This is a genomic window from Streptomyces sp. NRRL S-455 (genome assembly GCF_000717875.1).
In the GTDB taxonomy this organism is placed as follows: Bacteria; Actinomycetota; Actinomycetes; order Streptomycetales; family Streptomycetaceae; genus Streptomyces.
Genome location: NZ_JOCT01000019.1, coordinates 108,789 through 134,994 on the forward strand (window position 1 = coordinate 108,789; position 26,206 = coordinate 134,994).

General features: G+C 71.0%; 22 protein-coding genes. 9 read left to right on the plus strand and 13 right to left on the minus strand.

Annotated features, from left to right (window positions below):
- Positions 1 to 15 precede the first annotated feature (15 nt).
- On the minus strand, positions 16 to 1,638 hold the full coding sequence (locus IE97_RS0124370) for an AMP-binding protein (RefSeq protein WP_030244432.1): 1,623 nt from the start codon (positions 1,636 to 1,638) through the stop codon (positions 16 to 18).
- 126 nt (positions 1,639 to 1,764) lie between these two features.
- Between IE97_RS0124370 and IE97_RS0124375 the strand changes: the two genes are divergently transcribed.
- From IE97_RS0124375 to IE97_RS0124385, 3 genes are all read left to right on the plus strand, one after another.
- Positions 1,765 to 2,895, plus strand: a complete 1,131-nt coding sequence (locus IE97_RS0124375; RefSeq protein ID WP_030244434.1) for an acyl-CoA dehydrogenase family protein — start codon at positions 1,765 to 1,767, stop codon at positions 2,893 to 2,895.
- On the plus strand, positions 2,892 to 3,290 hold the full coding sequence (locus IE97_RS0124380; RefSeq protein WP_030244437.1) for a RidA family protein: 399 nt from the start codon (positions 2,892 to 2,894) through the stop codon (positions 3,288 to 3,290). The genes IE97_RS0124375 and IE97_RS0124380 overlap by 4 nt, the downstream gene beginning before the upstream one ends.
- 347 nt (positions 3,291 to 3,637) lie before the next feature.
- Positions 3,638 to 4,075 (plus strand): DUF6299 family protein, encoded by a 438-nt coding sequence (locus tag IE97_RS0124385; protein ID WP_030244440.1) that lies wholly within the window; start codon positions 3,638 to 3,640, stop codon positions 4,073 to 4,075.
- Between the two features lie 159 nt (positions 4,076 to 4,234).
- Here IE97_RS0124385 and IE97_RS0124390 read toward each other — a convergent pair whose 3' ends face one another.
- From IE97_RS0124390 to IE97_RS0124405, 4 genes are all read right to left on the minus strand, one after another.
- A complete protein-coding gene (locus IE97_RS0124390; protein ID WP_030244442.1) occupies positions 4,235 to 4,999 on the minus strand; it encodes a class I SAM-dependent methyltransferase in 765 nt (254 codons plus the stop codon).
- A 90-nt stretch (positions 5,000 to 5,089) separates the two neighbouring features.
- On the minus strand, positions 5,090 to 6,286 hold the full coding sequence (locus IE97_RS0124395) for an aminotransferase class V-fold PLP-dependent enzyme (RefSeq protein WP_030244444.1): 1,197 nt from the start codon (positions 6,284 to 6,286) through the stop codon (positions 5,090 to 5,092).
- A 5-nt stretch (positions 6,287 to 6,291) separates the two neighbouring features.
- Positions 6,292 to 7,632: a pyridoxal-phosphate dependent enzyme gene (locus tag IE97_RS0124400; protein WP_030244446.1), complete on the minus strand. Its 1,341-nt coding sequence runs from the start codon at positions 7,630 to 7,632 to the stop codon at positions 6,292 to 6,294.
- Positions 7,629 to 9,101 carry a Y4yA family PLP-dependent enzyme gene (locus IE97_RS0124405; RefSeq protein ID WP_030244455.1) on the minus strand — a complete coding sequence of 491 codons (1,473 nt, stop codon included), beginning with the start codon at positions 9,099 to 9,101 and terminating at the stop codon, positions 7,629 to 7,631. The genes IE97_RS0124400 and IE97_RS0124405 overlap by 4 nt, the downstream gene beginning before the upstream one ends.
- 652 nt (positions 9,102 to 9,753) lie before the next feature.
- Here IE97_RS0124405 and IE97_RS0124410 point away from each other — a divergent pair.
- A complete protein-coding gene (locus IE97_RS0124410; RefSeq protein ID WP_030244462.1) occupies positions 9,754 to 10,614 on the plus strand; it encodes an alpha/beta fold hydrolase in 861 nt (286 codons plus the stop codon).
- 21 nt (positions 10,615 to 10,635) lie between these two features.
- Here IE97_RS0124410 and IE97_RS0124415 read toward each other — a convergent pair whose 3' ends face one another.
- The 4 genes from IE97_RS0124415 to IE97_RS0124430 are packed head-to-tail and all read right to left on the minus strand — an operon-like array spanning position 10,636 to position 14,374.
- Positions 10,636 to 11,517 carry a sugar phosphate isomerase/epimerase family protein gene (locus IE97_RS0124415; protein WP_030244465.1) on the minus strand — a complete coding sequence of 294 codons (882 nt, stop codon included), beginning with the start codon at positions 11,515 to 11,517 and terminating at the stop codon, positions 10,636 to 10,638.
- Positions 11,514 to 12,380 (minus strand): alpha/beta fold hydrolase, encoded by an 867-nt coding sequence (locus IE97_RS0124420; protein ID WP_078603361.1) that lies wholly within the window; start codon positions 12,378 to 12,380, stop codon positions 11,514 to 11,516. The genes IE97_RS0124415 and IE97_RS0124420 overlap by 4 nt, the downstream gene beginning before the upstream one ends.
- 34 nt (positions 12,381 to 12,414) lie before the next feature.
- On the minus strand, positions 12,415 to 13,488 hold the full coding sequence (locus tag IE97_RS0124425; protein ID WP_030244469.1) for a class I mannose-6-phosphate isomerase: 1,074 nt from the start codon (positions 13,486 to 13,488) through the stop codon (positions 12,415 to 12,417).
- 40 nt (positions 13,489 to 13,528) lie between these two features.
- Positions 13,529 to 14,374 carry an SDR family oxidoreductase gene (locus IE97_RS0124430; RefSeq protein ID WP_030244470.1) on the minus strand — a complete coding sequence of 282 codons (846 nt, stop codon included), beginning with the start codon at positions 14,372 to 14,374 and terminating at the stop codon, positions 13,529 to 13,531.
- A gap of 253 nt (positions 14,375 to 14,627) precedes the next feature.
- On the opposite strand from IE97_RS0124430, the gene IE97_RS0124435 reads away from it, so the two are divergent.
- Both IE97_RS0124435 and IE97_RS0124440 read left to right on the plus strand, forming a co-directional pair.
- Positions 14,628 to 15,641 (plus strand): permease, encoded by a 1,014-nt coding sequence (locus IE97_RS0124435; RefSeq protein WP_030244472.1) that lies wholly within the window; start codon positions 14,628 to 14,630, stop codon positions 15,639 to 15,641.
- A complete protein-coding gene (locus IE97_RS0124440) occupies positions 15,638 to 16,354 on the plus strand; it encodes a TIGR03943 family putative permease subunit (protein ID WP_030244475.1) in 717 nt (238 codons plus the stop codon). The genes IE97_RS0124435 and IE97_RS0124440 overlap by 4 nt, the downstream gene beginning before the upstream one ends.
- A 43-nt stretch (positions 16,355 to 16,397) precedes the next feature.
- Here the strand turns inward: IE97_RS0124440 and IE97_RS0124445 are convergent, their stop codons facing one another.
- The 3 genes from IE97_RS0124445 to IE97_RS0124455 all read right to left on the minus strand — a co-directional run bounded on the left by IE97_RS0124445 (position 16,398) and on the right by IE97_RS0124455 (position 17,586).
- The gene (locus IE97_RS0124445) at positions 16,398 to 16,817 is read right to left on the minus strand and encodes a PIN domain nuclease (protein ID WP_030244477.1); all 420 of its coding nucleotides are present in this window, start codon (positions 16,815 to 16,817) and stop codon (positions 16,398 to 16,400) included.
- Complete coding sequence (locus tag IE97_RS0124450) at positions 16,817 to 17,059, minus strand: type II toxin-antitoxin system VapB family antitoxin (RefSeq protein WP_030244479.1); 243 nt, start codon at positions 17,057 to 17,059, stop codon at positions 16,817 to 16,819. The genes IE97_RS0124445 and IE97_RS0124450 overlap by 1 nt, the downstream gene beginning before the upstream one ends.
- Positions 17,060 to 17,148: 89 nt before the next feature.
- Positions 17,149 to 17,586 (minus strand): ATP-binding protein, encoded by a 438-nt coding sequence (locus tag IE97_RS0124455; protein ID WP_030244481.1) that lies wholly within the window; start codon positions 17,584 to 17,586, stop codon positions 17,149 to 17,151.
- A gap of 175 nt (positions 17,587 to 17,761) precedes the next feature.
- On the opposite strand from IE97_RS0124455, the gene IE97_RS0124460 reads away from it, so the two are divergent.
- Both IE97_RS0124460 and IE97_RS0124465 read left to right on the plus strand, forming a co-directional pair.
- The gene (locus IE97_RS0124460) at positions 17,762 to 18,643 is read left to right on the plus strand and encodes a helix-turn-helix domain-containing protein (protein WP_030244484.1); all 882 of its coding nucleotides are present in this window, start codon (positions 17,762 to 17,764) and stop codon (positions 18,641 to 18,643) included.
- On the plus strand, positions 18,640 to 18,831 hold the full coding sequence (locus IE97_RS0124465; RefSeq protein ID WP_030244486.1) for a DUF397 domain-containing protein: 192 nt from the start codon (positions 18,640 to 18,642) through the stop codon (positions 18,829 to 18,831). Before IE97_RS0124460 ends, IE97_RS0124465 begins: the two co-directional genes overlap by 4 nt.
- Before the next feature lie 65 nt (positions 18,832 to 18,896).
- Here IE97_RS0124465 and IE97_RS0124470 read toward each other — a convergent pair whose 3' ends face one another.
- Complete coding sequence (locus IE97_RS0124470; RefSeq protein ID WP_078603362.1) at positions 18,897 to 20,543, minus strand: hypothetical protein; 1,647 nt, start codon at positions 20,541 to 20,543, stop codon at positions 18,897 to 18,899.
- Between the two features lie 826 nt (positions 20,544 to 21,369).
- On the opposite strand from IE97_RS0124470, the gene IE97_RS0124480 reads away from it, so the two are divergent.
- On the plus strand, positions 21,370 to 26,196 hold the full coding sequence (locus IE97_RS0124480; RefSeq protein ID WP_234310487.1) for a ricin-type beta-trefoil lectin domain protein: 4,827 nt from the start codon (positions 21,370 to 21,372) through the stop codon (positions 26,194 to 26,196).
- The last annotated feature ends 10 nt before the right edge of the window (positions 26,197 to 26,206 follow it).

A 26,206-nucleotide genomic window follows, 5' to 3' on the forward strand; every position in this document is an offset into this window, starting at 1 on the left:
CTTAGGTCTTACGGATCACTCCCGGTCGTTTTCGGTGCCGTCGGCCGGGATCCCCCCGGCGCGCAGCCGGAACCGCTGGAGTTTGCCGGTGGCGGTTCGCGGCAGCGCGTCCAGGAAGACGATCTCGCGCGGGCACTTGTACGGCGCCAGCTCCTCCTTCACGAAGGCGCTCAGCGCCGCGGCGTCCCGCTCGGCGCCCTCCTTGAGGACGGTGAAGGCCACCGCGACCTGCCCGCGAGCCTCGTCGGGCCGCCCCACGACCGCCGCCTCCACCACGTCCGGGTGCCGCAGCAGCGCGTCCTCGACCTCGGGCCCGGCGATGTTGTACCCGGCGGAGATGATCATGTCGTCGGCGCGGGCGACGTACCGGAACCAGCCGTCGGGTTCGCGGACGTAGGTGTCGCCCGTGATGTTCCAGCCGCCGCGCACGTACTCCCGTTGCCGCGGGTCGGCGAGGTACCGGCAGCCGACCGGCCCGCGCACGGCGAGCAGGCCCGGCTCCCCGTCGGGTACCGGCTCGCCGTGCTCGTCCTGCACCCGCGCCTGCCAGCCCGGCACGGGAACGCCCGTCGTCCCGGGCCTGATCCGCTCGTCGGCCGCGGAGATGAAGATGTGCAGCAGCTCGGTGGCCCCGATGCCGTTGATGACGCGCAGGCCCGTGCGCTCCCGCCAGGCCTGCCAGGTGGCCGCCGGGAGGTTCTCCCCGGCGGAGACGCAGCGGCGCAGGGACGACACGTCGTGCCCGTCGAGTTCGTCGAGCATCGCGCGGTACGCCGTCGGCGCGGTGAAGAGCACGGAGACCCGGTGCCGTGCGATGGCGGGCAGCAGGTGCCTGGGTCCGGCCTGTTCCAGGAGCAGGGCACTCGCGCCGGCCCGCAGCGGGAAGACCACCAGGCCGCCAAGCCCGAAGGTGAAGCCCAGCGGGGGACTGCCCGTGAACACGTCGTCGGTGCGCGGCTTCAGCACATGCCGGGAGAAGGTGTCGGCGATCGCCAGGACGTCCCGGTGGAAGTGCATACAGCCCTTGGGGCGGCCGGTGGTGCCGGAGGTGAAGGCGATCAGCGCCACGTCGTCGGCCGCCGTGTCGACGGCCGCGTACGCGGTCCCGGCTGCCGGGCGTTTCAGCAGGTCGTCCGGTGCGTCGCCGCCGTAGGTCGTGATCCGCAGGTCCGGGATCCCGGCCTTGACGAGGTCGTCGACGACGCGGACGTCGCACAGGGCGTGCCGGACCCGGGCGATCTCGCACATCGTGCTCAGCTCGTGGGGTCGCTGCTGGGCCAGCACGGTGACCGCCACCGCTCCCGCCTTGAGCACCGCCAGCCAGCAGGCCGCGAGCCAGGGGGTGGTGGGGCCGCGCAGCAGCACCCGGTTGCCGGGGACGACGCCGAGCTCGCCGGTGAGCAGATGCGCGATGCGGTCGACCCGGGCGCGCAGATCGGCGTACGTCCACGGCTCACCGGCCTCGGTGCGGAACACCGGGCGGTCGTCGGGCGGGCCGGTCAGCAGCTCGGCTGCGCAGTTGAGCCGTTCGGGGTAGTGCAGCTCCGGCAGGTCGAAGCGGAGCTCGGGCCATTGGTCCGGGGGTGGCAGATGGTCACGGGCGAAGGTGTCGACGTGAGCCGTACCCCGTGGATTCATACGATTCGCCCCCTTGGCGTGGTGGGCTCGCTCCTGGAGCGTATCGTGTTGGTGACGACAGTCAACGGTCCGCGATAGCCTCGGAGTGGCCCGGCCGGGGGCGGGGTGGCGGAGAAGGGACCGGCGATGACCGCATTCTCGCTCGAACCGGCACAACTCGCCTGGTGCGCCGAACTGCGCACCCTGGCCGCGGAACGGCTCCGCCCGCTGGCCGACAAGGGTGAGCCGGGCCGTGTGAACCGCGCCCTGGTCGCCGAACTCGGCAGCCTCGGACTGCTCGGACGGCTGTTCACCTCCGGCGCCCTCGACCTGTGCCTGATGCGCGAGTCCCTCGCCCACGGCTGTACGGAGGCCGAGACGGCCCTCGCCCTGCAGGGGCTCGGCGCGCACCCCGTGCACGCCCACGGCACCGACTCCCAACGCGCCCGCTGGCTGCCCCGGGTGGCCGACGGTACGGCGGTCGCGGCCTTCGCGCTGAGCGAGCCGGGCGCCGGATCGGACGCGGCGGCGCTGGCGCTGCGGGCGGAGCGGGACGGCCCCGCCCGCTGGCGGCTCACCGGGCGGAAGTGCTGGATCTCCAACGCCCCCGAGGCCGACTTCTACACCGTCTTCGCCCGGACCGCCCCCGGCGCGGGGGCCCGCGGCGTCACCGCCTTCCTCGTGCCCGCCGACCGCCCCGGCCTGACCGGAACCGGCCTCGACATGCTCTCCCCGCACCCCATCGGCGCGCTCGACTTCGACGCCGTACCGGTGACGGCCGACGACGTGCTCGGCGAGGTGGACCGGGGCTTCCGGGTCGCCATGGGCACCCTCAACCTGTTCCGCCCGAGCGTCGGCGCCTTCGCGGTCGGCATGGCCCGGGCGGCCCTCGACGCGACCCTCGGCCACACCGCCGGCCGGGACGCCTTCGGCGGCAAGCTGAGGGACCTTCAGGCGGTCGCTCACGCGGTGGCCGAGATGGCCCTGCGCACCGAGGCGGCCCGTCTGATGGTCTACTCGGCGGCGACCGCGTACGACGCGGGCGCCCCCGACGTGCCGCAGCGCGCCGCCATGGCGAAACTGCTCGCCACCGAGACCGCGCAGTACGTCGTCGACACGGCCGTCCAGCTGCACGGCGCCCGCGCGCTGCAACGCGGCCATCTGCTCGAACACCTCTACCGCGAGGTCCGCGCCCCGCGCATCTACGAGGGCGCCAGCGAGGTGCAACGCGGCATCATCGCCAAGGAGATGTACGCGGCCCACCAGGAGGCCCGGTGACCAGCGAGCGCGTCAACCCGCCCGGTCTGTCCCCGCCGGCCGGCTTCTCCCACGCCGTCGTGGCCACCGGCTCCCGCGTGGTGTTCCTGGCGGGCCAGACCGCGCTCGACGCCGACGGCAAAGTGGTCGGACAGACCCTGCCCGAGCAGTTCGAGAAGGCGCTGACGAACCTGCTGACCGCCCTCACGGCGGCCGGCGGCACACCGTCCGACCTGGCCCGCGTCACGGTCTACGCCACGGACGTCGCCGCGTACCGCACCCACGCCGCCGAACTGGGCCGCCTGTGGCGGAAACTGGCGGGCCGCGACTATCCCGCCATGGCGGTCGTCGAGGTCGTCCGGCTGTGGGACGTGGAAGCGCTGGTGGAACTGGACGGGTTCGCGGTGCTGCCGTGAAGCGATCCCCGGGTCAGGCCGCGGCGGCCGGCCGCCGCGCCGTCACCCGGTGCGGCCCCACCACGCGTCCGTCCCGGGGCGCAGGGGGTGGTGGGCACACATGGCGCACCTCCACGTCGACAGGGCCGTCCGGATGGTTCGAATGACTCGTACGGACAGACCATGCTCCCGTCCCGAACTCACCGGAATCGCGGGCCGGGAAGCGTGACACGCCCCGGACGTCCCCAGGGCGGTTCCACGACGGTCGGTTCGGGCTCGCCACCGAAGGAGTGACGTGTGCTTGCGCCGCCCAGGCAGCCCGGTACGAGTGGAAGGTGACATTTCACTACTTTCGGGAGGATCTCCCCGTGCGCGTACGTCCCCTCCTCGGCGCGGCGACCGGTGCCGCGCTGCTCCTGCTGACCGGTGCCGCCGCGGCACACTCGGCCACCGAGTCCGCCCCGGAAGAGACCGTGACGGTCGACGAGGTCGGCCGGATCGCCGCCGACGGCACCATCACCCTCTCCGGCACCTACAGCTGCCTGAACGCCACCGGCCCGGTCTATGTCGCCTCCTCCCTGAGTCAGGGCACCTCGACGACCGGCCAGGGCATCGGCGGCACCCAGGCCGTGTGCGACGGCAAGGAGCACACCTGGCGGAACACGGGCCGTCCCACGTCCCGTGCGGTCGTGCCCGGCGCGGCCCACGTCCAGGCCACGGTGGTCGAACTGCACCCGGTCCGCTCCGTGCCCCTGCCGGTGATCCACGCGGTGCGGGATCAGGACGTCACCCTGATCCGGAGCTGAGTGCGACTCCGTTCCGACCGCGGCCGTACGCCGACGCGGCGGTCTCCGGCTGGGCGTCGCGGTGGCGGGTGACCGCCGGCATGGTCACCTGCCACCACCCGCACGTACCGGAGGCCGTCCGTGCTCCGGTGGCCCGGGGCGTCTCCCCGCTTGGCGGGTTTACCGGACTCCCACGACCACGTAGCTGTCGCCGTACTGCCAGACCGGCCCCGCCTTGCTGAACCCCGCCTGGCGCAGGAGGCCCAGATGGGCGGAGAGGGGCAGATCTGCGGGGCGTCCGGTGTCCAGGAAGGGCACGCGGCGGCGGCGCTCGGTGAGGAGGTCGGCCAGCTCCGGCTCGTCGGCGACGGCGGCCCACCAGGACCCCCAGTCCTCCTGGGCGAACACCCGCTGCCGTTCGGACCGGCACCGCCCGACATGGGCGGCGATCCCGGCCGGGCCCGTGGCGTCCTGGGGGAGATGGTCGCCGTTGACGAGGACCCCGCCGGGTCGCAGCAGCGTGGCGAGCTGCCGATAGGTGCGCAGCAGGGTGTCGCGGTCGAGGTAGTGCAGGGCCGTCGTGGACACGGCCGCGTCCAGGGGCCGGTCCAGGCCCAGGGTCCAGGTCCAGCCGGGTGTGCCGATCTCCGCGTCGACGTAGCGGGCCGCGTCCGCGTGGTGGGTCCGGCCCAGCTCCAGCAGGAGCGGGTCCCGGTCCACGGCCACCACCTCCGCGTCCGGCAACCGCCGGACCAGCCGGGCCGCCAGGGAGCCGGGCCCGCAGCCCAGGTCGACCACGAGGGGCCGTGACGTGCGCCCCGCCGTGACGTGCTCGACGACATCGGCGATCACCGTGAACCGCTCCTCGCGGTCCACGGCGTACCGCTGCTGCTGGAGCTCCCAGCGCTCCACCCATCGCTCCGCCGTCGCCAGACTCAGCCCCATCCGGTCGCGCCACCTCGTCGTCTCGCACCTGACTCCTGAGGGCCCGAGCCTACAGGTGGAAACGGTTCTCATTACGCTTAGTCGGGGTTGTCAGGGAAGTGAAGCAAGAACCGACAGCAGCCGGTCGATCTCCTCGACGGTGTTGTACACATGCAGACTCACCCGCACCGAACCGGTCTTCTCGCCCGCGTCGCCCTGGCAGTGGTGGTCCGAGCGGACCATGAAGCCGTGGCTGAAGAGGATGAAGCCGAGATCCCCCGAGTCGATGGCGTGGTGCCGCAGGGTCACGATGCTCCGGCGCCGCTGCACGGTCGAGTCGGCGGCCAGGCTGAGCGGGCAGCCGAGGACCTCGTAGGCGTCCAGACGGCGCAGACCGTCCGTGAGCCGGGCCGCCAGAGCGGCCGTCCAGCGCTCGACGCGCTCCACCCCGGCGGCGTCCAGCCAGTCCAGGGCCGCCTCCAGGGAGGCGATGCCCACGGTGTTCGGGGTCCCGGCCCACCCGCCGGGCGCGAAGGCCGGGCCCCGCTCCTGCCGGGCCCACACCGCCCCGGTACCGGGCAGGGCCAGGGCCTTGTGCCCGGAGAAGACGACGAAGTCGACGTCCAGCTCGGCCACGGACACCGGCAGATGCCCGACGCTCTGCGCCGCGTCCAGGCAGATGACCGCGTCCGGGCCGACCGCCCCGCGGATGCGGTGCACGTTCATGTCACCGCCGTAGACGTGATGCACATGGGTCGTGGCGACGAACCGGGTACGCGGACCGGCCCGTTCGGCCAGCGCACGGTGGTCGTAGTCCCCGGAACCGCTCTGGTACGGCATCGGCACCACCCGGACGTGCACGCCCTCGCGGGCGAGCAGCCGCTGAACCTCCAGCCAGGGCACGATGTTGGCCTGGTGGTCGGCGACCGGGACGACGATCTCGTCGCCGTCCCGCAGGAACCCCGGCAGCCAGTCGCGGGCGATCGCGCGCAGCCCCTCGGTGGTGCCGCCGGTGAAGTGCACGGTGGAGCGCTCGGGCCGGCGGTCCCCGAGGAACCGGGCGACGCGCTCGCGGGTCCGCTCGACCAGCTCCGTGGTCCGGTTGGCCCAGGTGTAGGTGCCGCGCGCGGAGTTGGCGTTGCTGGTGGTGAGATACGACTGCACGGCGTCCAGCACGGCCTGCGGCTTCTGTGCCGTGGCCGCGCTGTCCAGATACGCCAGCTCCGGGTGCCCGGTGACGATGGGGAACTGGGCGCGCAGCGCCTGCTGCCACTGGTGCGGATCGTCGAGCGTGGCCGGTCCGGTCATGGCGCTCAGTCCCGCACCAGCGGGGCGCCCGCGTCCCGCCAGGCGATGATGCCGCCGGTCAGGCTGCGCGCGTCCGGGTGACCCATGCGGGTCAGCAGTGCCGCGTACCGGGCGGACTGCTGGCCCACCGGGCAGGCCAGCAGCACGGGCTGGCGTCGGCTGAACGGCAGCCCGCCGTGGAGGAGTTCGGCGAACAGCTCGTCGACGATGTTGACCGACCCGTCGATGTGCAGCGCCGCGTACGCGTAGGGGCTGCGCAGGTCGACCACGAGCGGCCGGGCGGACTCGATCCACCGCCGGGCTTCGGCCACGGTGACCGAGGGCGCTCCGCTCACCTCGGCGTCGGTCAGGTCGGCCGGCGAGTTCCTCCGGGCCGGCCGGCCCAGCAGATCGGGCCGCCGCTGCCGGACGTAGCTCAGATAGCTCTCCACGCGGTCGCAGACGATGAACACCGCGGTCCGGCGCTCCGTCAGTTCCTCGCCGCGCTCGGTCAACTCCTCGTCGAGCGGGCGCAGATGGCGGGCGGCCCCGAAGTAGGCGGCGCCCGAGGTGGGTCCGCCCAGGATGCCGCAGCGGCGGTTCAGGACCAGCATCCCCTCGATCGCCTCGTCGGCGCTCACCGACTCCAGCGTGTCGTACGTCCCGGGATCGAACAGGCCGACCTCCTGCACCTCGTCGATGGTGCGGATCCCCGGGATGAAGTCGGACTTGGCCGCGACCAGTCCGACCACCCGCACCGACGGGTCCTCCTGGCGCAGCGCGCGGGCCACGCCCGTGGAGGAACCGGCCGTGCCCACACACGCCACGAACCAGTCCGGCACCCGGCCGTCCAGGTCCTTGACGATCTCCGGGCCGGTGCCGGTGAGGTGCGCCTCGGTGTTGCGCGGGTTGAAGTACTGGTCGGTGTGCAGATGGGCGCTGCCGGAGGCGGACAGCGTCCGGTGGAAGAGGGTCAGCGGGTCGTCCGTCGCGGTCGGGTCCAGGCACTCGCTCTGCCCGGGCAGTTCTTCGATCTCCGCGCCGAGCAGCAGCAGCAGGTCCTTGATCTCCGGGACCCGCATCCGGTTGGTGACGCTCTTGAAGTCGAGACCGTGCATGCCCGCGACGACCGCCAGCGCCTTCGCCGTGTTGCCGCTCGACAACTCCACGACCTGACTGCCCTGTTCGACCGCGCCGGCCAGCAGGGGGCGCGCCATGCTCCAGGCCGCCCGGTCCTTCACCGACCCCCAGGGGTTGAGCATCTCCAGCTTGGCGAACAGGTCGATGTTCCGCAGCCCGTGCACGGCCGGGTCGATCCGCACCAGCGGGGTGTTGCCGATCGCATCGGTGATGCTGTCGTACCTCACTGGGATCCCCCCGAGGGCGTGGTCGGCCAGAACAGTTCGTCGAGGCACCAGCGCCACAGGTCGCCCTCCTGCCAGGCGGCGACCTTGCGGGCGGCGGGCTGGTGCTGGGCGCGGGTGGCGTGGAAGTCCATGACGTAACCGGCGGTGTTGGCGAAGGCCAGCAGGTCGCCCGGTTCCGGGCGGCGCGGCAGGAACACCGTACGGCGGGTGATCAGGTCCGTCTCCAGGCAGAGACTGCCGAGGAGATGCACGGCGACGGGACCGGAGCCGCTGAGCGACCCCGTCGGGCTTCTCGGTACGACGACCGGGTCCATGAGCACTCCGTGGTCCTCCAGGGCGATGTCGTCCGCCTTCGCCGCCAGCCGTACGAGGAGTTCACCGCCGGTCTCCTGGGCGCGGACCTCCAGCACTCTCGCCAGTGTCAGCCCGCACTGGTCCAGCAGTGCCCGGCCGGGTTCGGTGTGCAGGTCGTAGAGGTGCTCCAGCAGCAGCGCGGCCAGCGGCCGGCCGCCGAGGGAGGCGGCGGGACGGGACAGCAGCTCGTCCAGGTACGCCGCGCCCGCGAGGGGCCGGTGGGCGGGGTAGAGGCCCAGCGCGCCCCGCAGGGTGCCGGACTCCTCGCGCAGCCCGTAGCCGTGACCTCCCCACGTCAGCGGCGGACGCCGGCCCAGCACGGCCGACGTCAGCGCGGTCGTGTACGCCTCCCACTGCTCCCGCTCGGCCAGGTAGCTGACGCCGAACCCGCCGCCGATGTCCACCGCCCGGGGCCGTAACCCCCGGCTCCGGCACGCCTCCAGAGCGGCCAGACAGCCCTCGAGCGCGGTCGCCTTCTCCGCGACGCTGGTGGTGTCCAGGTGGTAGGCCACGCCGACCGGATCGACCGCGTCACCGTGCCGCTCGACCGCCTCCAGCAGGGCGTCCAACTCCCGTACGGGAGTGCCGAACCGGCTACGGCGGCTCAGCACGCGCACACCCGGCGTCTCGAACCCCGACAGACGCAGCAGCACTCGCACCGGGGCGAGCGCGTGCGCCCGCACCAGGGCGGCCAGCTGGTCCAGCTCGGCGGTCGTGTCCACGCTGACGGTCACGCCCGTACGGGCCGCGAGCCACAGGAACTCGGGGTTCTTCGGCCCTGTGGCCGTGATCCGGTCGCCGGTGAAACCGGCCCCCAGGGCGTGCTGCAACTCGCCCAGGGACGCGACGTCGACGCCCGCGTCCGTGGTGGCGAGGCGGCGCAGCAGCGCGCTGGACCGGTTGGCCTTGTGGGCGAAGAAGACCTGGCCGGACAGATGGTGCGTGCGATACACCGACCGGAACCCGTCCAGGTTCTCCGCGATCTGGTCCGGCACCACGACGTGCAGGGGTGAGCCGAGCGCGTCGCTGAGCGTGTGCAGCGTCCCGGTCGCCGCCAGGAGCGACCCGAGCCGGGGTGCCAGCCGGGGTTCCAGATACAAGGGCCGGCCGTCCATGCGCGCTCCCTCCCCTGAAGCCGCGCGCCCGGTGTCCGGGCACGTCCCGACACTCCCCGCGTTTCGCCGTATAGCCCCTATCCATTCTTCGGTCGCTTTACGCCCGGAACGGGCCGGTCCCGTCCCGTCGCACCAGCCCGTCGCTCACCGCGTACCGCACGCCGTCCCAGGAGTGGCCCCGTCGCCGAATCGAGATCGATCCGGAGCCCGATGCCCAGTTCGGCCCGCGGCCGCTCGACCCCGTCCGGGCTGCCGACTTCGTCACCGGCAACCGTCTTGGGCGCCCGTGGATCAGGGCGGACCCGGAAGGGGGGCGGCAGGGCGGTCCGGGGAGTTGAGGCGCAGGACGGCGCCCGGTGACATCGGGGCCCCTTCGACGCCTTCACCGGCCGGTCGGCCAGATTGCCGAGGGCCGGGGAGTACCGGCCAGAGCCGGGGGCGACTGCCGCCCGTAAGGCGCTCAAATGGTCGACGAGCACCCCGACCCTGGATACGGCATATGGCCGTATCCAGGGTCGCAGCGACTGGCACACGGGTCATGCTGGGCTCCATGGACGTCCGCCCCTTGAGTTCGCGGTCAGCGACGGAAGACAGCCCGGGCCTGGCCACTGCCGCCGGACGCGGTCAGCAGCCGCGAAAGCTGTCTCCGGGGGTGCGCCCGGTCACCCTCGACGCGAACGGCATCACCCTTTCCGGCTTGCTGAGTGAGCCGGCCCAGGATCCGCCGCGCGCTGTGATCGTCGCCCTGCACGGCGGTGGCGTGAATGCCGGGTACTTCGACGGCCAGGCGCACCCCGACGTGTCCCTGCTGACGCTGGGCGCGGGCCTGGGCTACACGGTGCTGGCTCTGGACCGCCCGGGTTACGGGGCCTCCGCCGCCGGCCTTCCGGGCGGGCAGAGACTCAGCGCGCAGGCCACCACCGTCCGTGCGGCGATCGCCGCCTTCACCGCTGCCCATGCCTCAGGGGCCGGCACGCTGGTGCTGGGCCACTCGTTCGGCGCCAAGGTCGCTTTCGCCGTGGCCGCCGACTGGCACGCGCCGGCGCTGCTGGGCGTGGATGTCTCCGGGTGCGGCCGCCGGCTGGCCGTACCCGCCGGCCGGCTCGACCCCGACCGGAGTGAGGGGCTGCGGCACCGGAACTGGGGACCCCTGAACCTGTATCCGCCCGACACGTTCCGGATGAGCCGGACGGTCGTGGCGACCATGCCGGCTCAGGAGTTCAGCACGGTGGCGGGCTGGATGCGGCTGTCGGCGGGGATCCTGCCGCGGGTCCGCGTCCCGGTCCGGCTCACCTTCGCGCAGCACGAGTCGTGGTGGGGCCGTGAGGACGATGACGTCGCCGACCTGATGGGACATCTGTCGGCGGCCCCCCGGATCGTCGTCGACCATCTCCCGCACGCCGGGCACAACATCAGCCTCGGCTGGGCTGCCCGCGCGTACCACCTCAAGGCGCTGGCATTCGCCGAGGAGTGCCTGACCGCTCGGGCTCACCAGGCGCGGCAAGACCGCTGAGCGGCACGCGTGGCCATGTTCTCAGCCGGTCCGCCAGGCGGCATCGAGCGCTGTCCGGTTGGCGCGGACCAGCTCGTGCAGATCCGTCTCGTACAGGGAGTCGGGCACCTGGTCGGAGAAGATCTCCAGCACACATGGCCCGCGGTACCCGGCACCGTGCACGGCGCGCAGCAGCGGACCCACGGGTATGTCACCGGTACCGACGGTGCGCCTGTCCATGGGGGAGCGGGGTGTGCGCCAGTCGCTGACCTGGAGCAGGAACAGACGGTCGGGGGCGGTGTCGAGCGTGGCCGTCAGCTCGCTGTCCTGCCACAGATTCCACAGGTCCAGGCAGACGCCCACGTTCTCCCGGTCGACCTCCTGGACGATGTCCAGCGCCTGCCGGTACGTCCAGATGGCGGTCTCCGTGTTGATGAGCACCGGGTTGAGCGGCTCCAGCGCGACCCGTACGCCATGCTCCGCGGCGATGCCGGCCAGTTCCCGATGATGGGCGATCACCCCATCCACGGCCCGGTGCAGGTTCCCGTCCGGCGCGGGACCGGTGTTGGTCACGAAGACCGCGTCCGGCGCCACGGGGGCGATCAGCTCCACGCTCCGGCGGAAGCGGGCCAGCCGGTCGCGCCTGTCGGTGGGCTCCGGCTGCGTCCGGCTGGGGAAGACGGTGCGTACGGCCGGCTGCACCGAACTGATCGGCAGGCCCGCGTCGGCGACCGCGGCGAGCTGCGCCCTGGCCAGGCCGGGGCTCTCGCCGCCGTCGCCCCGGGCGCCGAGTTTGGCCTCGCACAGCTCCATGGCCTCGACGCCGAGCCGTGCGTAGCGCTCCACGTCCTCCTCGAAGGACCACGGCATCGTGGTGAACTGGTTGACGCCGTACGCGAAGGGAAGGGCGGCGGTGTCGTTCATGTCAGGGTGTCCGTGTCCGTGTCCGTGTTCGTTTCCGTGTCGGTCTCGGTCTCGGCCTCGGTGAGGAACTCCGCGACCGTGCGGTTGAACTTCTCCGGTTCGTCGAAGAACAGCGCATGGCCGCCGTGGTCGAAGAAGACGGTCCTGGCGCCAGGGATCGCCTCGCCGACCCACGCCGGCCCCTGCCAGGGGAACACCTCGTCCCGGCGGGCCACGAGGACGAGGCTGGGCAGTCGGACGGTGGGCAGCAGATCACGCCAGTCGTACCGGGTGTGGTCCGCCATCAGCGCGCTGCGCGCCCACGGCGGTGACTTGGCCATCTCCCCGAGGAACAACTCCCTTTCCTCCCCGGTGGGTTCGGTGGCGAACACCGTGTCGATCTGGTCCCGGTCGAAGGCGGGCGGATCGCAGGTGAGCTGGGTCTGCAAGGCGGCCAGGGACGCGTCGTCGTAGCAGGTGGCGTGTGCGTGCTTCCAGTCCTGGGCGTAGTACTGGCGGGGCGCCTGCTCGACGAAGACCGCCCGCGCCAGCCGGTGCCGGCCGAAGAGTTCCAGATAGCTCCAGATGACGGGGCAGCCCAGTGACCAGCCCAGAACCGTCACCTCGCGCAGGTCGAGCGCTTCGAGAAGATCGAACAGGTCCCTGGCGAGCCGTGGGACGCGATAACCGTGGGGTGGTGTGCCGGAGTCGCCGTGCCCGCGCAGATCGACGGTGATGACCCGGGCGTGTTCCGCCAGAGCGTCCACATTGCGGGTGAAGAACCGGCCGCTGAAGCCCCAGCCGTGGATCAGGACCAGCGGCGGTCCGCTTCCGTGTTCCTCGTAGTGAAGGGTCACGCCGTCGTTGGTGGTGATGTCACCCATCCGTGGTGTGCGCCTTTCCCGTCGTTCTCTGCTGTCAGCCGGTCCCGTCGAGCCCTTCGCCGAGCGCGGCGACGGCGGCCTGCCCGTGCCCTGCCGCCAGCAGCGGCGAGCGGATGTCGTGCTCCAGGTCGGGCAGATACCCGGCGAGCACGTCGGCGGGCCCCTGGATCCGCACCCTGCCCAGCGCGGCGGGCAGCAGAAGAGTGCGGGCGCGGTCCAGCGGCACCCGCTGCCCGCCGGACTCCACCGTGACCGCCGCCCCGGCGTTGCTCAGCACCAGTGCGGTGGAGAAGTCGCGCACCAACGGCGCCGCGGTACCGACCCGCCACCGCTCCAGGGCGAAGTGCGGACCGGCGCACAGCACCGTGCGCTCCACCCCGTCGTCCACCGGGACGCACAGCCCCGGCTGGAAGTCGGGCCGCGACTCGGGGCGCCACTGCTCGAGCAGCCGCTCCAGATTGGCGTGCCGCTCCTCCTCGTCCAGGGCGGAGCCGTCCTCCATGCGCCACGCCATGGCGTGCTGCTGGATGTCGGAGGTCTGCTCGATCTCGTACACCAGGGTGCCGGGCCCGAAGCTGTGCAGTGTCCCGCCGGGGACGTACAGCGTCTGCCCCGCCCGTACCGGAAGCCGGCGCATGACCTCGTCGAAGTCCTGTGCCAGCAGGGCCCGGTGCAGCCGGTCCCGGTCGACGCCGGCCTTCACCCCGACCAGGGCGGTGGCGCCTGGTTCCGCGTCGAGGACGTGCCAGGCCTCGGTCTTGCCGTGCGGTTCGCCCTCCAGCCGGCGCGCGGTGGCGTCGTCGGCGTGGAGATGAACCGGAAGGGGGCCGGCCGCGTCGATGAACTTCGTCAGGACCGGGAAGTGCGGGCCGCGCCATCCGGGCCCGACGAGTTCGTCGGGGTGGTTCTCGGCGAGGCCGCGCAGCGAGTGTCCGGCCAGCGGGCCGTCCGCCACCCGCGCGCCCTCCCCGTCGACGTCGCTGACCTCCCAGGTCTCGGCCACCGGCCCGTCGGGCAGGCCGGTGCGCCCCCACCGTTCGGCGAGCGCCCGGCCACCGAACACGTGCTGCTTGACCGGTGTGGTCAGGCGCAGCGGGTACCAGTCCACGAGTGGCTCCTGCTCGTCGGAGGATCGGTCAGTGGATCGGTCAGAGGATCGGCTGGCCACCGGTGACCGGGACCCGGGCACCGGAGACGTACGAAGCCTCGTCCGAGGCGAGCAGGACGTAGACGGGGGCCACTTCGGCGGGCTGGCCGGCGCGGCCCAGCGGTGCCTGGTCGCTGCCGAAGTCCTCCACCTGCTCGGGCGGCATCGTGGCCGGGATCAGCGGTGTCCAGATCGGGCCGGGGGCGACGCTGTTGGCCCGGATGCCGCGGTCGGCGAGCAACTGGGCGAGCGAGCCGACCATGTTGGCGATGCCCGCCTTGGTCACGTTGTACGGCAGCAGGGCGGGCGGCGGCATGTCGGAGTTCACCGAACTCGAGGCGATGATCGACGAACCCGGCTTCATGTGCGGCACCGCCGCCTTGCACAGGTGGAACATGGCGCTCAGGTTCGTCGCCAGTGTGTGGTCCCACTCCTCGTCGGGGATCTCCTCCAGGGAGTCGCGGCTCATCTGGAAGGCCGCGTTGCTGACCAGTACGTCGATCCGTCCGAAGGAGTCCACGGCCCGGGCCACGACCTCCCGGCAGACGGCCGGGTCCGCCAGGTCACCGGGCACCAGCACCGCCTTGCGGCCGGCCTTCTCCACCCAGTGCGCGGTGTCTTGGGCGTCCTGCTCCTCCTCACCCAGGTACGAGATCAGCACATCGGCGCCTTCCCGGGCGTACGCGATGGCCACGGCCTTGCCGATGCCGCTGTCGCCACCGGTGATCACGGCCGCCTTCCCGGCCAGCCTGCCGGAGCCGCGGTAGCTGTGCTCGCCGTGGTCGGCCGAAGGCCGCAGTTCTGCCTCGCTGCCCGGCGGTTGCTGCTGCTGGGCGGGCAGACGCATGGGAATCCCTCACTCCTGCTGATCGGGTGTCACGTGCTGTGCGCGGCCGCTTCTTCTTCCGCGCGCTCCGGCGTCACATGCCGTGGGCGTCTCGAGACGCGCCGGAGGGCCGCGTTGCCCGGTCCGGGTTGCCCGGCACCGCACCGCCCAAACGAAGGCGGTGCCGGTCTCCGTCAGCCGCATCGGACGATGGACGTCCCACCCGATATGTTGATCCGGTCTTATGAAGAAACCGTGACGGCTCGGAGCGTGGATGCAGGACACACAGGAACGCTCCCCGGAAGCGCCCGTGGCTCCCGAGCCGGGTGCCCACGCCTGGCCGCGGCACTGGCTGCTCCTGCTGGGCGCCGCCGTGCTGCCCGGTCTGGTGCTCTACCTCGTCGGGAGGTGGGGTGACGCGCCGGCGGTACAGGCCTGGCGGACGGTCGCGCTCTCCGTGACGGTGCAGGCGGTGCCGTTCCTGCTGCTGGGCACCGCGCTGTCCGGGGCGATCAACGCGTTCGTACCGGCCTCGGTCTTCACCCGGCTGCTGCCGAAGCGGCCGGCCCTGGCGGTGCCGGTCGCCGGGGCCGCGGGGGTGGTGCTCCCGGGTTGTGAGTGCGCGTCCGTTCCGGTCGCGAACAGCCTGATCGCACGCGGGGTCACGCCCGCCGCCGCCTTCGCCTTCCTGCTGTCCGCCCCGGCCGTCAACCCGATCGTCCTGACCGCCACGGCCATCGCCTTCCCCGGTCGGCCCGAAATGGTGCTGGCACGGCTGCTCGCCTCGCTTCTGGCGGCCGCCGCGATGGGCTGGCTCTGGCTCTGGCTCGGCAAGGAGGAGTGGCTGCGACCGGCCGTACGGCACACCGGGCACCAGCCGGGGCACAGCCGCTGGACCGAGTTCCGCAGCGGCTTCCAGCACGACTTCCTCCACGCCGGCGGCTTCCTGGTGGTGGGGGCGCTGGCCGCGGCCACCTTCAACATCGCCGTGCCGCCCTCGGTGCTGGGTACGTTCGCCGACTCGGCCTGGCTGTCGGTGCTCTTCCTGGCCGCACTGGCCATCCTGCTCGCGGTCTGCTCGGAGGCGGACGCGTTCGTGGCGGCCTCGCTGTCCGGTTTCTCGCCAGTCGCACGGCTGACGTTCATGGTGGTCGGGCCGATGGTCGACGTAAAGCTGATCGCCTTGCAGGCGGGCACGTTCGGGCGGGCGTTCGCCGTCCGCTTCTCCGCCGCCACGACGGTGGTGGCGATCGTGTGCAGCGTGCTGATCGGAGGGGTGCTGTTGTGAAGCGGCCCGTACAGGCGGTCCTGCTCCTCCTCAGCGGTCTCGGCCTGCTGCGGGCGTCGCTCTTCACCGACATGTTCCTGCGGTACGTGAAGCCGGGCATGCGCCCGCTGCTGATCGTCTCCGGCGTCGTGCTGCTGACGCTGGGGCTGGCGGAGGCGTGGAGCGCGTACCGCACGGCGCGTCGCGAAGAAGGGCACCCCCCTCCCCACGTCGCGTGGCTCCTCTTCCTCCCCGCCCTGAGCCTCCTCTTCTACTCCCCACCCGCTCTCGGCTCCTACACCGCGGCCCGCGAGGCGCCCCGCGTCACCGAAACGCGGGACGCGGGGGGCGAGGACTTCGATCCGCTGCCCGCGACCTCACCCGTCCCGATCACCCTGGGCGACTTCACCAGGCGCGTGCGGCAGGACCGCACCGGGGCCATCAAGGAGCGCACCGTGCGGATGACGGGCTTCGTGACGCCCGCCGACGAAGACGACGGCTGGTACCTGACCCGCCTGCTGCTCAACTGCTGCGCCGCGGACGCCCAGTCGCTGAAGGTGCGGGTGCACGGCGTCGAGGCGCCGAAGGCCGACACCTGGGTGACGGTGATGGGCACCTGGCACCCCGGCGGCACCCTGGGCACCAACTCCGCCGAGGTCGCCCTCGACGTCCGCGAGGTGAAGAAGGTGCAGCGCCCCTCGAACAGCTACATGGACGCGCTCCCGCTCGACTGACCACTGCCGGCGGTCAGGGGGAGCGGCGGGGATGCCCACGCGCTCACCGGTCGGCACTGCCGGGTGGGACGACCCATTCGGTGGGCTGGCCGGTGAGGGAGGCGATCATGTCGAAGTCGCCGTCGTAGTGGAGGACCGTTCGCTGGTTCAGTTCCGCCGTGGCGGCGATCAGCAGGTCGGGAAGGGACAGGGCGCGGTGGAAGCCCGCGTTGAGGGCATGACGCTGGATCTCAAGAGCGCGGGTGAAGGCCTCGTCGTCGGTTCCGAGGTAGTCGAAGGCGTGGAGCCAGGTGCTGATGCGTGTCGCTTCCGAGCTGTCCCGTGCGGAGTGGATCATCTCGAACTCGGTGGGGCGGCATACGGCGAGGAGGTAGCGCTCGTGCAGAGGCTTGAGCACCTCCTTGACGCTCGGCTTCGTCCAACGGGCGAGCGCGGACTTGTCGATCAGGTAGCGGTCCTGCATCAGGCGGCTCTGCCTCCCCCGCGCTTGAGGGAGCCGTCTGCGTTGCGGGGGCCGGTGTTCTCGACGATCTCGCTGAAGTCGAACTCGCCGGCGTCCATGGCGTCGAAGCCCTCCTGTCGCAGGTGCCTCTTGACGGCGTCTTCCATGGCGAGGCGGACGGCCTTGGCCTTGGTTTTGGTCCCGAAGATGCGCATGGCCTCGGCGACCATGTCCTCGTCGAGGTCGATGACGGTTCTGGCCATGTGGACGATCCCTTCGGAGACGACTCTACCAGCGAAACGATACCATTCTGAACCTATAGAAGATATCGTTTGAAGTGTAAGTCCTCCCTTCACCTCGAGAGCACTGCCCGGACGGTCTTGCCGCTGGGTGGGTAGGGGACGCAGTCCCAGTGGTCGGCGAGGGCGGTGACGAGCGCCAGGCCGCGCCCGCCGAGGCGGAGTGCGTCGGGGTCGGCCGCACCCGTCGCGATCTGTGGACAGAGGTCACCGCGGGCATCGCTGACCTCCACGCGCAGGCGGCCGGCCGAAGGGTGGAAAACGAGCGTCAGCCGGAAGCAGCGGCCCGGCGCGCGGCCGTGGAAGACGGCGTTGGCGGCAAGCTCCGCGACGACGACCTCGGCACGCTCCGTGAGGTCCTGCGGTACGCCCCAGGATCGCAGCTCGGTGACACCGAGCAGCCGAGCCAGCCGGGCGCCGCGCCGGGTGGACGACAGCAGCTGCGTGAAACTGCGGGTGGGGGCGTCGAGTTGGGGGACGGGGTGGTTCATGACACCAGCGTGGCGGTCGGAGGCGGGTGTGCGCGAGCGCGGCCGCACGTACGCGGAGTGAGCGTACGGGCACATTGGGTGGACAGTACGCAAGGCGCTCCGTCACGCTGAGTGGCGTATGTGGAGCGGCGGCGCAAGGGCCTGTCGCGGTGCGGTACAGAACGAGGGGCGGCGGATGGACATCGTCGAAGCGGGTGCGGCCGGGGACGCTGGAGCGCGGGCGGTCCCCGCGGGGGATTGGGAGCGGGAACCCCACCCGTCGGACAGTCTGCGCACCTTCGGCGCGGTCGTCCAGGCGTTGCGCGAGCACGCGGGGCTCAGCAGGGTCGACCTCGGCGACCGGGTGCGGTACTCCAAACACACCGTGGAGTCGGTGGAGTTGGGCCGCCGGATGCCGGACAAGGCGTTCGTGGAACGCGCGGAGGAGGCGCTCGGCAACACCGGTGCGCTGCGCAAGGCCGCCCGCCATCTCACCCGCGGCGAGGCAGGTCTCGCCGCGTGGTTCCGGCAGTGGGCTCGGCTGGAGCGGGAGGCGGTGAGCCTGTGTACGTACGAATGCCGACTGGTGCCGGGGTTGTTGCAGTCGGAGGCGTACGCGCGGGCGGTGTTCGAGGGCACGATCCCGCTGCGGACGGATGAGGAGCTGGAGGCGCAGCTCGCGGCTCGGATGGAACGGCAGGCGATGATGCGGGAGCGGCCGACCGTGCCGTTCAGCTTCATCGTCGAGGAGCATGTGTTCCGGCGGCGGTTCGGTGATGCGGAGGCGATGCGCGGGCTGTTCGACCATGTCCTGGAGCTGAGTGCTCCGCGCAACGTGACGCTGCAAGTGGTACCGCTGGAGGCTGGGCTGCACCCGTGCCTGGATGGGCCCGTACGCATCTTGGAGACCCCTGCGGGGCAGCGGCTCGGCTACTCCGAAGGGCAGGAGAACGGGCGACTGATCTCGGACCGGAAAGAGGTGAGCCTGCTCTGCCAGCGCTATGAAACACTGCGCTCGCAGGCCCTGAGCCCTACGGAATCCCGGGCCCTGCTGGAGCGACTGCGAGGAGAGCTATGAGCAGCGGTACGACGGAACTCGCCTGGTTCAAGTCGAGCTACAGCGGTAGCCAGGGCGACGACTGCGTAGAGGTCGCGGTCGCCGAACAGGCCGTCCACGTACGGGACTCCAAGGACGTGACCCGGCCGGACTTCGCGGTGAGCCGTGAGGGCTGGGGGCGGTTCGTGCGGTTCGCGTCGGAGTGCTGAGCTCGAGGTGTGCTGTCCGCCGCGTCTGAGGCTGGAGCGACGGACAGCACACGTGCGCGGGAGCGTCAGGTGAGGGTGTTGCGCAGGTGCGGGCCCAGGTGGCCGACGTACACCTTCCCCGAGCGGGGACAGTCGTCGTAGAAGTGGAGGCGCGGGGCGATGGTGTTGCCCCCGCCGATCTTCAGGTGTGCCTGCATGAAGACCCGGCCGTCGGGGTTCACCGCCTTCGGAACCGGGAGCATGCGCTCAGCGCGCAGTTTCGGTTTGCGGGCGACGGTGTCCGACTCGCGCATGGCCACCTTGGCCGCCGGGAAGGGAAAGGCGCTGGAGGCGTCGGACTTGCACCAGCTCAGGAAATCGCCGGAGGTCGCGCCGTCGGCGGAGGACCTCGCGAAGTGATCCAGGGCCAGTAGCCCGTCCCAGGCGACGTACAGCCAGTTGTCCACCGACTGGCTGTCGAGGGACCGTGTGGTCTTGGGGTTCCCGGTGAACGAGATGCCGGACAGTTCGTCCAGGCGGTCCAGCAGCTCGGAGAAGGTCGTCGGGTAGGTGATGTCCGCAGCGACGGCGGCCGTGTGCGCGACGGCGAACCGCCCGGCCTCCTGCAGCTGTTCACGCAGGAACCGGATGAGCCGCTGGGACTCCTGGGCCTTGTCGTACAGTTCCTCGTTCTCGCCGCGCAGTTCGTTGCTGGCCTGATCGGCCTTCGCGAGCTCCGCGTACAGGTCGTTGATCTCGTTGACCCGGATCTGCTCCGCGCGCTCCGCCTCGTCCAGCAGGGCTGTCAGAGCCGTGTTGTCGGAGCGGAGTTCGGCGATGTCCGTGCCGTCCGAGGTCGAGCGGGGGCGAGTGCGCTGGCGCGGAATGCTGAGCAGAGCGGCGGGCAGCGGCTGCCGGGAGGACAGTCGCTGGGGGAGTGCCGCGAGTGTGGAGGCGGCGCGGCGGGGGTCGGCCTCGATGGTGCGGCGCGACATCACGGGGTGACGTTGTGCGTCGGGTTTCCACGCCGGGTCGAGTCCCGGCAGGTAGGTGCGGACGCCACCGCCGAACACGGGGTGGTACTCCAGCGCGGCGTTGAACTTGGCCTGCGCTTCCGGCGTGAGGACGTAGAGCACGGCCAGCCCGTGCAGACAGTAGAAGAGCGGTTCGACGACCGATCGGGACCAGTCGTCGGGATCCTTTCCGTACGGCACCGTGGCGATGACGACGGGCAGACGGCGGTTGCTGTCGCAGAGTTCCTCGATGGCGTCGTCGACGTCCTCGGCCTCGATGAAGACCGGCGCGGAGGCGACGTCGGCGAGCGCGTCACGTGCTTCGAGCGCGTCCAGGAGGGAACGGACGATGTTCGGTGTCTTGGCGCGTTTGGGTACGTCGCCTTCGCGGGCCGGCTGGTGCTCGATGTCGATCTGCACCCATGTACGGCCTTCGTCCTCCTCCAGGCCGGAGCGCACGATGAGTGTGGACTGCCAGGTGCCCGAGGTCGAGGAGGGTGTTTCCCGCATGCGCCACCGGCTGTACGCGCCCTTGCGACCGCCTTCCGAGTCACGGTCGAGGGTGGCGTGCGGGGCGATCTCGGTCCGTCCCTCGTCGAGCCCTGACGGGTCGTACCCCTTGCCGCGTATCCATTCGATCAGCTGCCGCTCCGCGATGCCGCAGGCCTTGACGTAGTTGAGTTCGGTCGAGACCACCATGCGGTAGCCGCGTGGTTCCATGGGCGCTCCTCGCTGCGGGGTGGGGCGGGGCGGTTCTCAGTTCGGGACAGGCGGCCTTGCCGCTGCCCCAGGCCTTGTCGGTCGGCTCCTGGCCGGGGGCCGCACGGTTGATGAAGCGGTCGCCGAGGTCGCGAGCAGGCGTGAGCCTCGGCTTCCGCGCCGTGGCGCTCGCCGTCGACTTCTTCGCGACAGAATTCTTACCGCCCGAGTGGGCGGATGGTGCCCGTTTCGGCTTCTTGCCCTGTATCGCGGCCGGCGGGTTGCGCGCGGTGTGCGGCATCAACGGATTACCCGCGAGTAGGTAACTTTCGGTCAACCTTTGACGGGTAATCTCCGGTACGCACACTCCTTCCTTACATCTCTCACACATGTGACTCCTGCTGTGAGCTCCGCATTTGCAGATGCCGCGCCGTGAGGGGCCACGCCCCACAACGCCGTGGAGTGGTCCGGACGCCTGGGGCAGTGCTTGCCCTGCCCGGTTGGCCTGTGGCTTAGTTGATCGCCGCGCAACGCGTCAGGGGCCTTGACCATCCCCTGTCGTGACGTGTGCTCGTCATTCGGCGGCGGGGACTGTGCCGCTACGGGGAGGAATGCTTCGTCATGCCGCGACACCGGCTCGTTGTGAACGCCCGCCTGGCCGCTGCTGCCTGCTGCCCCTGCTCCCTGGGCTGACCGACCCGCGCGTTTCGCAACCGCCTGTTCGGGCGGTCGCCCCCGCCTGCTCTCGTTCGCTTGCTACGAAGGATGCCCCCCTTTGCGATTCAGACCGGGGTTGTTGAACCCCAGATCACCCATGTCCGCGACGGTCACTTCGGCTGTCACGTCGGTGGCTGCATTGGCCGTGCTCGGTGGCCTGGTCGTCCAGCCAGGCCAGCTTGGTCGAGGCACCGGACAGACCATCGCGCCTGTCGCCGCGACGGGTGACTCGTACGACGGCTTCGACACCAAGGCGGCTGAGCAGCTGCGCGAGGACCAGTGCGTGGCCGTCGACGCCTTGCGCAAGGGCGGGCCCAACTTGTTCGCTCTGGCACAGGAAGCCCTCGGACTTCCACCTGGGCAACTTCATCAGAAGCTCCGCCGGGACTTCCTCGACAACAAGACCCCGCTGCACCAGGCCGAGGATGCGGACAGCGACAGCAGAAACCAGTGGGTCGAGAAGATTCAGAACCAGGAGTTGGCATTCGCCAGGACCACCACCGGTCTGAGCTCCTACCCGGGCGAACCGCCGGGCGAGTTCGAGATCTATGACAAGACCGGGCTGCTTCCTTGGCTGTGGCAGTCGTACAACGACTCGACGGAATTGGTGCTCTCCCCGTACTGGGATCCGTCGCCCACCGCCGACGACAAGACGAAGGCCGCCGCGCTCGCGATCGGTGACCCGCTGTACACCTCCGGGGGGACACCGCAGGAGCAGCAGGCGTGGAAGCTGTGGAAGAAGAACTCGGGGAAGATCGAGCCCAATGTGCTGTTCGTTCCCAGGGTGTTCGCCGATGATGCCCGTATCTTCCTGGCCTCCGGCGGCTTTCCCCGCACCGCCCCGGCCCCGGGGACCGCGGAGTACCGCATCGCGGTCGAGGATCTGAAGGCCCGCTTCGCCTCGTGCGCCTGGCACGCCCCGATCGACCCGAACCGGGTGCTGGGCAAGGAGGTGGCGCAGGCGTCCGCCGAGTGGCAGCAGGAGATCGCCTCGCAGGCCACGCAGCGCCAGCAGATCCTAACTGCCAGTGCCACCGCCACCAAGGCGTTGCAGGAGGGCACGTTCACCCTGGGGCTGGTCCTGGGCCAGTCCTGGCTCGCGGACTATTCCGCGCGCTGGCAGGACTACTACTCCGCCGGCGGGCTGGGCTGGATCGGCGACAGCCCGGTCACGATCGAGGTGCCGGGCGCGAAGGGCAACTGCCTGGACGTCGCGGGCGGGAAGGAGGCCAACGGCACGCCCGTGCAGATCTACACCTGCAACGGCAGTTCGGCCCAGCAGTGGACGTTGGAGGGCAGCGAGGGCAACCTCCACCTCCGCAACGTCAACTCCTTCAAGTGTCTGGACGTGGCCGGGAACAAGTCGGCGAACGGCACGAAGGTCCAGATCTATGACTGCTACAAGTCCGAGGGGCAGTCGTGGAAGGGTGATGTCCGTGCCACCTCGCCCTTGAAGAGCGTCAGCACGGGCAAGTGCCTGGACCTGAGCGCGTTCACCAAAAGCACGGATGCGCGGCTGTGGGACTGCAAGAACACCACTGCGCAGAAGTTCCTGATCAAGCCGTCCGGCCACCAGGGAACGGACAGCCCCTCCTACCCGGACAAGGCGGAGTTCGACAAGGCGAAGAAGGTCATCACCGACGCCCAGGCGGCGGCGAAGAAGCACCTGGTCACGCTCAAGACCCAGTTGGAGAACGCCAAGAAGGCAGCCACCGCCTCCGACAAGGCGGAGCAGGCCGCGTACGACATCGCGGACGCCGCTGGTGCGCCGCGGGGCCGCGGGCTCCTGGTCGGCCAGCAGAAGGCGCAGGTCACCAACGGGTCGGTGGCGGCGCTGACGGCGATGGTGAAGGCCGCTGAGACCGCCGAGGCCGCGACCAGGGCTTCCGCGGGCGACAGCCAGACCATCGCCCAGCGCGCTCTGGCGCAGGCGGCGCAGTCGAAGGCGGAGTTCCGCAAGGCCGCCGCGGCGATGGCCGAGTCCCAGGCCAAGGCCGCGGCCGACGCGGCGAAGGTGCACCGGGACAACGCCAAGAAGGACAAGGAGACCGCGCAGGCCAAGCTGGCCGAGGCGCTGAAGGCCGAAGGTGTCGCCAAGGCGGCCGCCGCCGACGCGCACGCCAAGCGGCTAGCCGCCGAGGCCGAGGAGAAGACGGCCAAGGCGGAGAAGGAGACCGCCGAGGCCAAGCAGACCGAAGCGGCTCGGCACAAGCAGAACGCCCAGGCCGAGGCGGCGAACGCCAAGGACGCCAAGGAGAAGGCCGAGGCCGCCGAGGCGACCGCGGTCGCGCGGAAGGACGACGCGGTCAAGGCCCGCGACAAGGCGCGTGACCTGCGTGACGACGCCTGGGACGCGGAGCAGAAGGCGGATGCCGCCCGCGCGAAGGCGGACGCGAAGGAGGCGTTCGCCCAGGCCCACGAGTCCGACAGCAACGCCCAGGAGTCCCGAGCGGCGGCAAACGCGGCTTCCGCGCACGCGGACGACGCCGAGGCAGCCGCGGGCCGGGCCCGGGCCTCCGCGAACGCGGCCACCGAGGCGGCGGCCGAGGCCGACGCCGCGGCCACCCGCGCCGAAGCCGCCGCCAAACGGGCCCGCTCCCACGCGGACGCCGCCCACGCCGCCAAACTGAAAGCGGACGCGGCGATGAAGACCGCCACCAGCGCGGCGGCCGACGCCATCGAGGCGTCCGAGCACGCCTCCTCCGAGGCCAAGACGGCCGTCGAGCTGGCGAACGAGGCGGAGAAGCTGGCCAAGACCGCCAAGTCCCAGGCGGACGAGGCGAACAAGGAAGCCGCCAAGGCCCTGGCCGCCTCCGCCAAAGCCGCCGGTTTCGCCCACGTCACCGCGCGAGCCGCCACCGACGCCGGCAACGCCGCCGTCCAGGTCGCCAAGCCCGCCAACGACGCGGTCGAACTCGGCTCCCCCTACGTGACCACCGACTCGGCCGCCGGCCTGGTCGTCCTGACCGGGCAGGCGTCGAAATCGATCGCCGAACAGCAACAAGCCGTCGCCGACGCCCACGCCAAGAACGCGCAGGCCGAGGCGGCCGCCGCCAAGAACCTCGCCGAACAGGCAACCGGCGACGCCAAGGCCGCCTACCAGCACGCCGCCAACGCCGCCGGACACGCGGCCACCGCCCGCACCTACTCCAAGGAGGCACTGGGCTACGCCGCCGACGCCGCCAAGGCCGCCTCGCAAGCATCGGCATCCCTGGCCCGCACCATCGACTACAACCGCCAGGCCACCGCCGACGCAGCCGCCGCCGACAAGGCGGCAGGCCGCGCCGAAGGCCACGCCAGGGACGCCCGCGCCTCGGCCGACCAGGCCGCTCTCGACGCCCAGGCCGCACGCGACGCCGCCTCACAGGCCGAACAGGCCGCCAAGGACGCCCGCGCCGCCGCCAACCGCGCCGATGCCGCAGCCACCGAAGCCGAACAAGCGGCCAAGGACGCACTGAAGTACGCCAAGGAGGCGCAGAAGGCAGCCGAGGAAGCGGCACGCAAGGCCGCGAACAAGCAGGTCTCGACCGGCGCGGGCACCGGAGTCGGCGGCACGTGGTACGTCGTCGACGAGGACAGCATCGAGATCACCGACGCCAAGCAGCACGACCCCTGCGTCATCGACATCGGCTTCGAAGGCTGCACCACCACGTTCACGGTCACCTTCAGCGCGGTGGTCGACTTCTTCCTCTGCACCAACCCCGACACAACGGCCAGCGCCGACCGCTGTCCGCCGGCGGACACGGTGCTCGTCGAGAGCAAGCGCATACCGGGTCTGAAAAAGGACATCACCCGTTACTTCTCCAAGCTGGAACTCATCCAGCAGACCCTCACCTACAAGCTCATCAAGGCGGTCCTGGTCCAGGACTTCGTCGACTGCTGGCACGGCAGCGCCAGCGGCTGCGCCTGGGCAGCGAGCAACTTCATTCCCGGCAAGGCGTTCGGCAAGGTCTTCGAAGGGATCCAGGCTCTGGACGCCGCCATGAAGACCGGCGTCGGGGTCCGTGACGCGTTCCATGCCCTCAAGGCCCTCGACCTGGACCCTGGGACCCTCGCCAAGCTCAACGCCATCGTCAACGCGCACGAGGACCTGTACACCGCCTGCAAGGTGAACAGCTTCCCTGGCACCACCAAGGTGCTGATGGCGGACGGCTCACGACGGCCCATCAGCCTGGTGGGCGTGGGGGATCTCGTCAAGGCCACGGATCCGGCTACCGGCCAGACGCGGGCCCGACAGGTCACCGACACCTTCAAGCACGACACTCAGCGGCTGGTGGGCATCACCGTGGCCGGCGGGGGGAGGCTGGACAGCACCGCCGGTCACAAGTTCTACGTGGTGGACCGTGGGTGGACGCTCGTCTCCGACCTGCGTGTCGGCGACCGTCTGCGTACTCCGGACGGCTCCGTCCGAACGGTGACCGGCCTCCACGACCGCTCGGGGCTGGCCCCGCGTACGGTCTACGACCTCACGGTGGACGACCTGCACACGTTCTTCGTGCTGGCGGGGGCTACTCCAGTGCTTGTTCACAATTGCAAAGTTGCGTTGGGGTGGCAGAATAACGGCAAGCTCGACAAGTGGGCCGGGGAGAACAAGCTCACCACCTTCTCCAACGCGTCCCCAAGGGACTTCGCCCGCATCGCGGAAATGGCCATCGCCGACCCGAACGTGACGCTGCACGTCAACATGACGGGACTGAACGAACTCGGAGGCTTCATGGCAGCTGCCCGGCGCGGCCTGAGGGCCGGCGAGGCCGGACATGCCACCGACTACGAGATGTCCATGATCGCGAGGGCCCTCGCCAATGGTCAACGCTCGTGGGATTCGATCAAGTTCTACTCCCCGTCAGGTCCAGACGGGGCCATGCGACTGGACTCCCCGACCGGCATGCCGGACCTGTCGGTGCTGGGAGAACTTCCCCCAGTGAAGGGTTCGGTCATCGGTTACTGTCACTGCTGAGGAATCGAAT

Excerpts from the sequence above, each read along its gene's own strand:
- IE97_RS0124395 (WP_030244444.1), bottom strand. The coding sequence starts at position 6,286 with ATGACCGGACCGGCCACGCTCGACGATCCGCACCAGTGGCAGCAGGCG.
- IE97_RS0124405 (WP_030244455.1), bottom strand. The coding sequence starts at position 9,101 with ATGGACGGCCGGCCCTTGTATCTGGAACCCCGGCTGGCACCCCGGCTC.
- IE97_RS0124450 (WP_030244479.1), bottom strand. The coding sequence starts at position 17,059 with ATGGCCAGAACCGTCATCGACCTCGACGAGGACATGGTCGCCGAGGCC.
- IE97_RS0124435 (WP_030244472.1), top strand. The coding sequence starts at position 14,628 with ATGCAGGACACACAGGAACGCTCCCCGGAAGCGCCCGTGGCTCCCGAG.
- IE97_RS0124445 (WP_030244477.1), bottom strand. The coding sequence starts at position 16,817 with ATGCAGGACCGCTACCTGATCGACAAGTCCGCGCTCGCCCGTTGGACG.
- IE97_RS0124470 (WP_078603362.1), bottom strand. The coding sequence starts at position 20,543 with ATGGAACCACGCGGCTACCGCATGGTGGTCTCGACCGAACTCAACTAC.
- IE97_RS0124430 (WP_030244470.1), bottom strand. The coding sequence starts at position 14,374 with ATGCGTCTGCCCGCCCAGCAGCAGCAACCGCCGGGCAGCGAGGCAGAA.
- IE97_RS0124375 (WP_030244434.1), top strand. The coding sequence starts at position 1,765 with ATGACCGCATTCTCGCTCGAACCGGCACAACTCGCCTGGTGCGCCGAA.
- IE97_RS0124390 (WP_030244442.1), bottom strand. The coding sequence starts at position 4,999 with ATGGGGCTGAGTCTGGCGACGGCGGAGCGATGGGTGGAGCGCTGGGAG.
- IE97_RS0124460 (WP_030244484.1), top strand. The coding sequence starts at position 17,762 with ATGGACATCGTCGAAGCGGGTGCGGCCGGGGACGCTGGAGCGCGGGCG.
- IE97_RS0124415 (WP_030244465.1), bottom strand. The coding sequence starts at position 11,517 with ATGAACGACACCGCCGCCCTTCCCTTCGCGTACGGCGTCAACCAGTTC.
- IE97_RS0124455 (WP_030244481.1), bottom strand. The coding sequence starts at position 17,586 with ATGAACCACCCCGTCCCCCAACTCGACGCCCCCACCCGCAGTTTCACG.
- IE97_RS0124370 (WP_030244432.1), bottom strand. The coding sequence starts at position 1,638 with ATGAATCCACGGGGTACGGCTCACGTCGACACCTTCGCCCGTGACCAT.
- IE97_RS0124420 (WP_078603361.1), bottom strand. The coding sequence starts at position 12,380 with ATGGGTGACATCACCACCAACGACGGCGTGACCCTTCACTACGAGGAA.
- IE97_RS0124465 (WP_030244486.1), top strand. The coding sequence starts at position 18,640 with ATGAGCAGCGGTACGACGGAACTCGCCTGGTTCAAGTCGAGCTACAGC.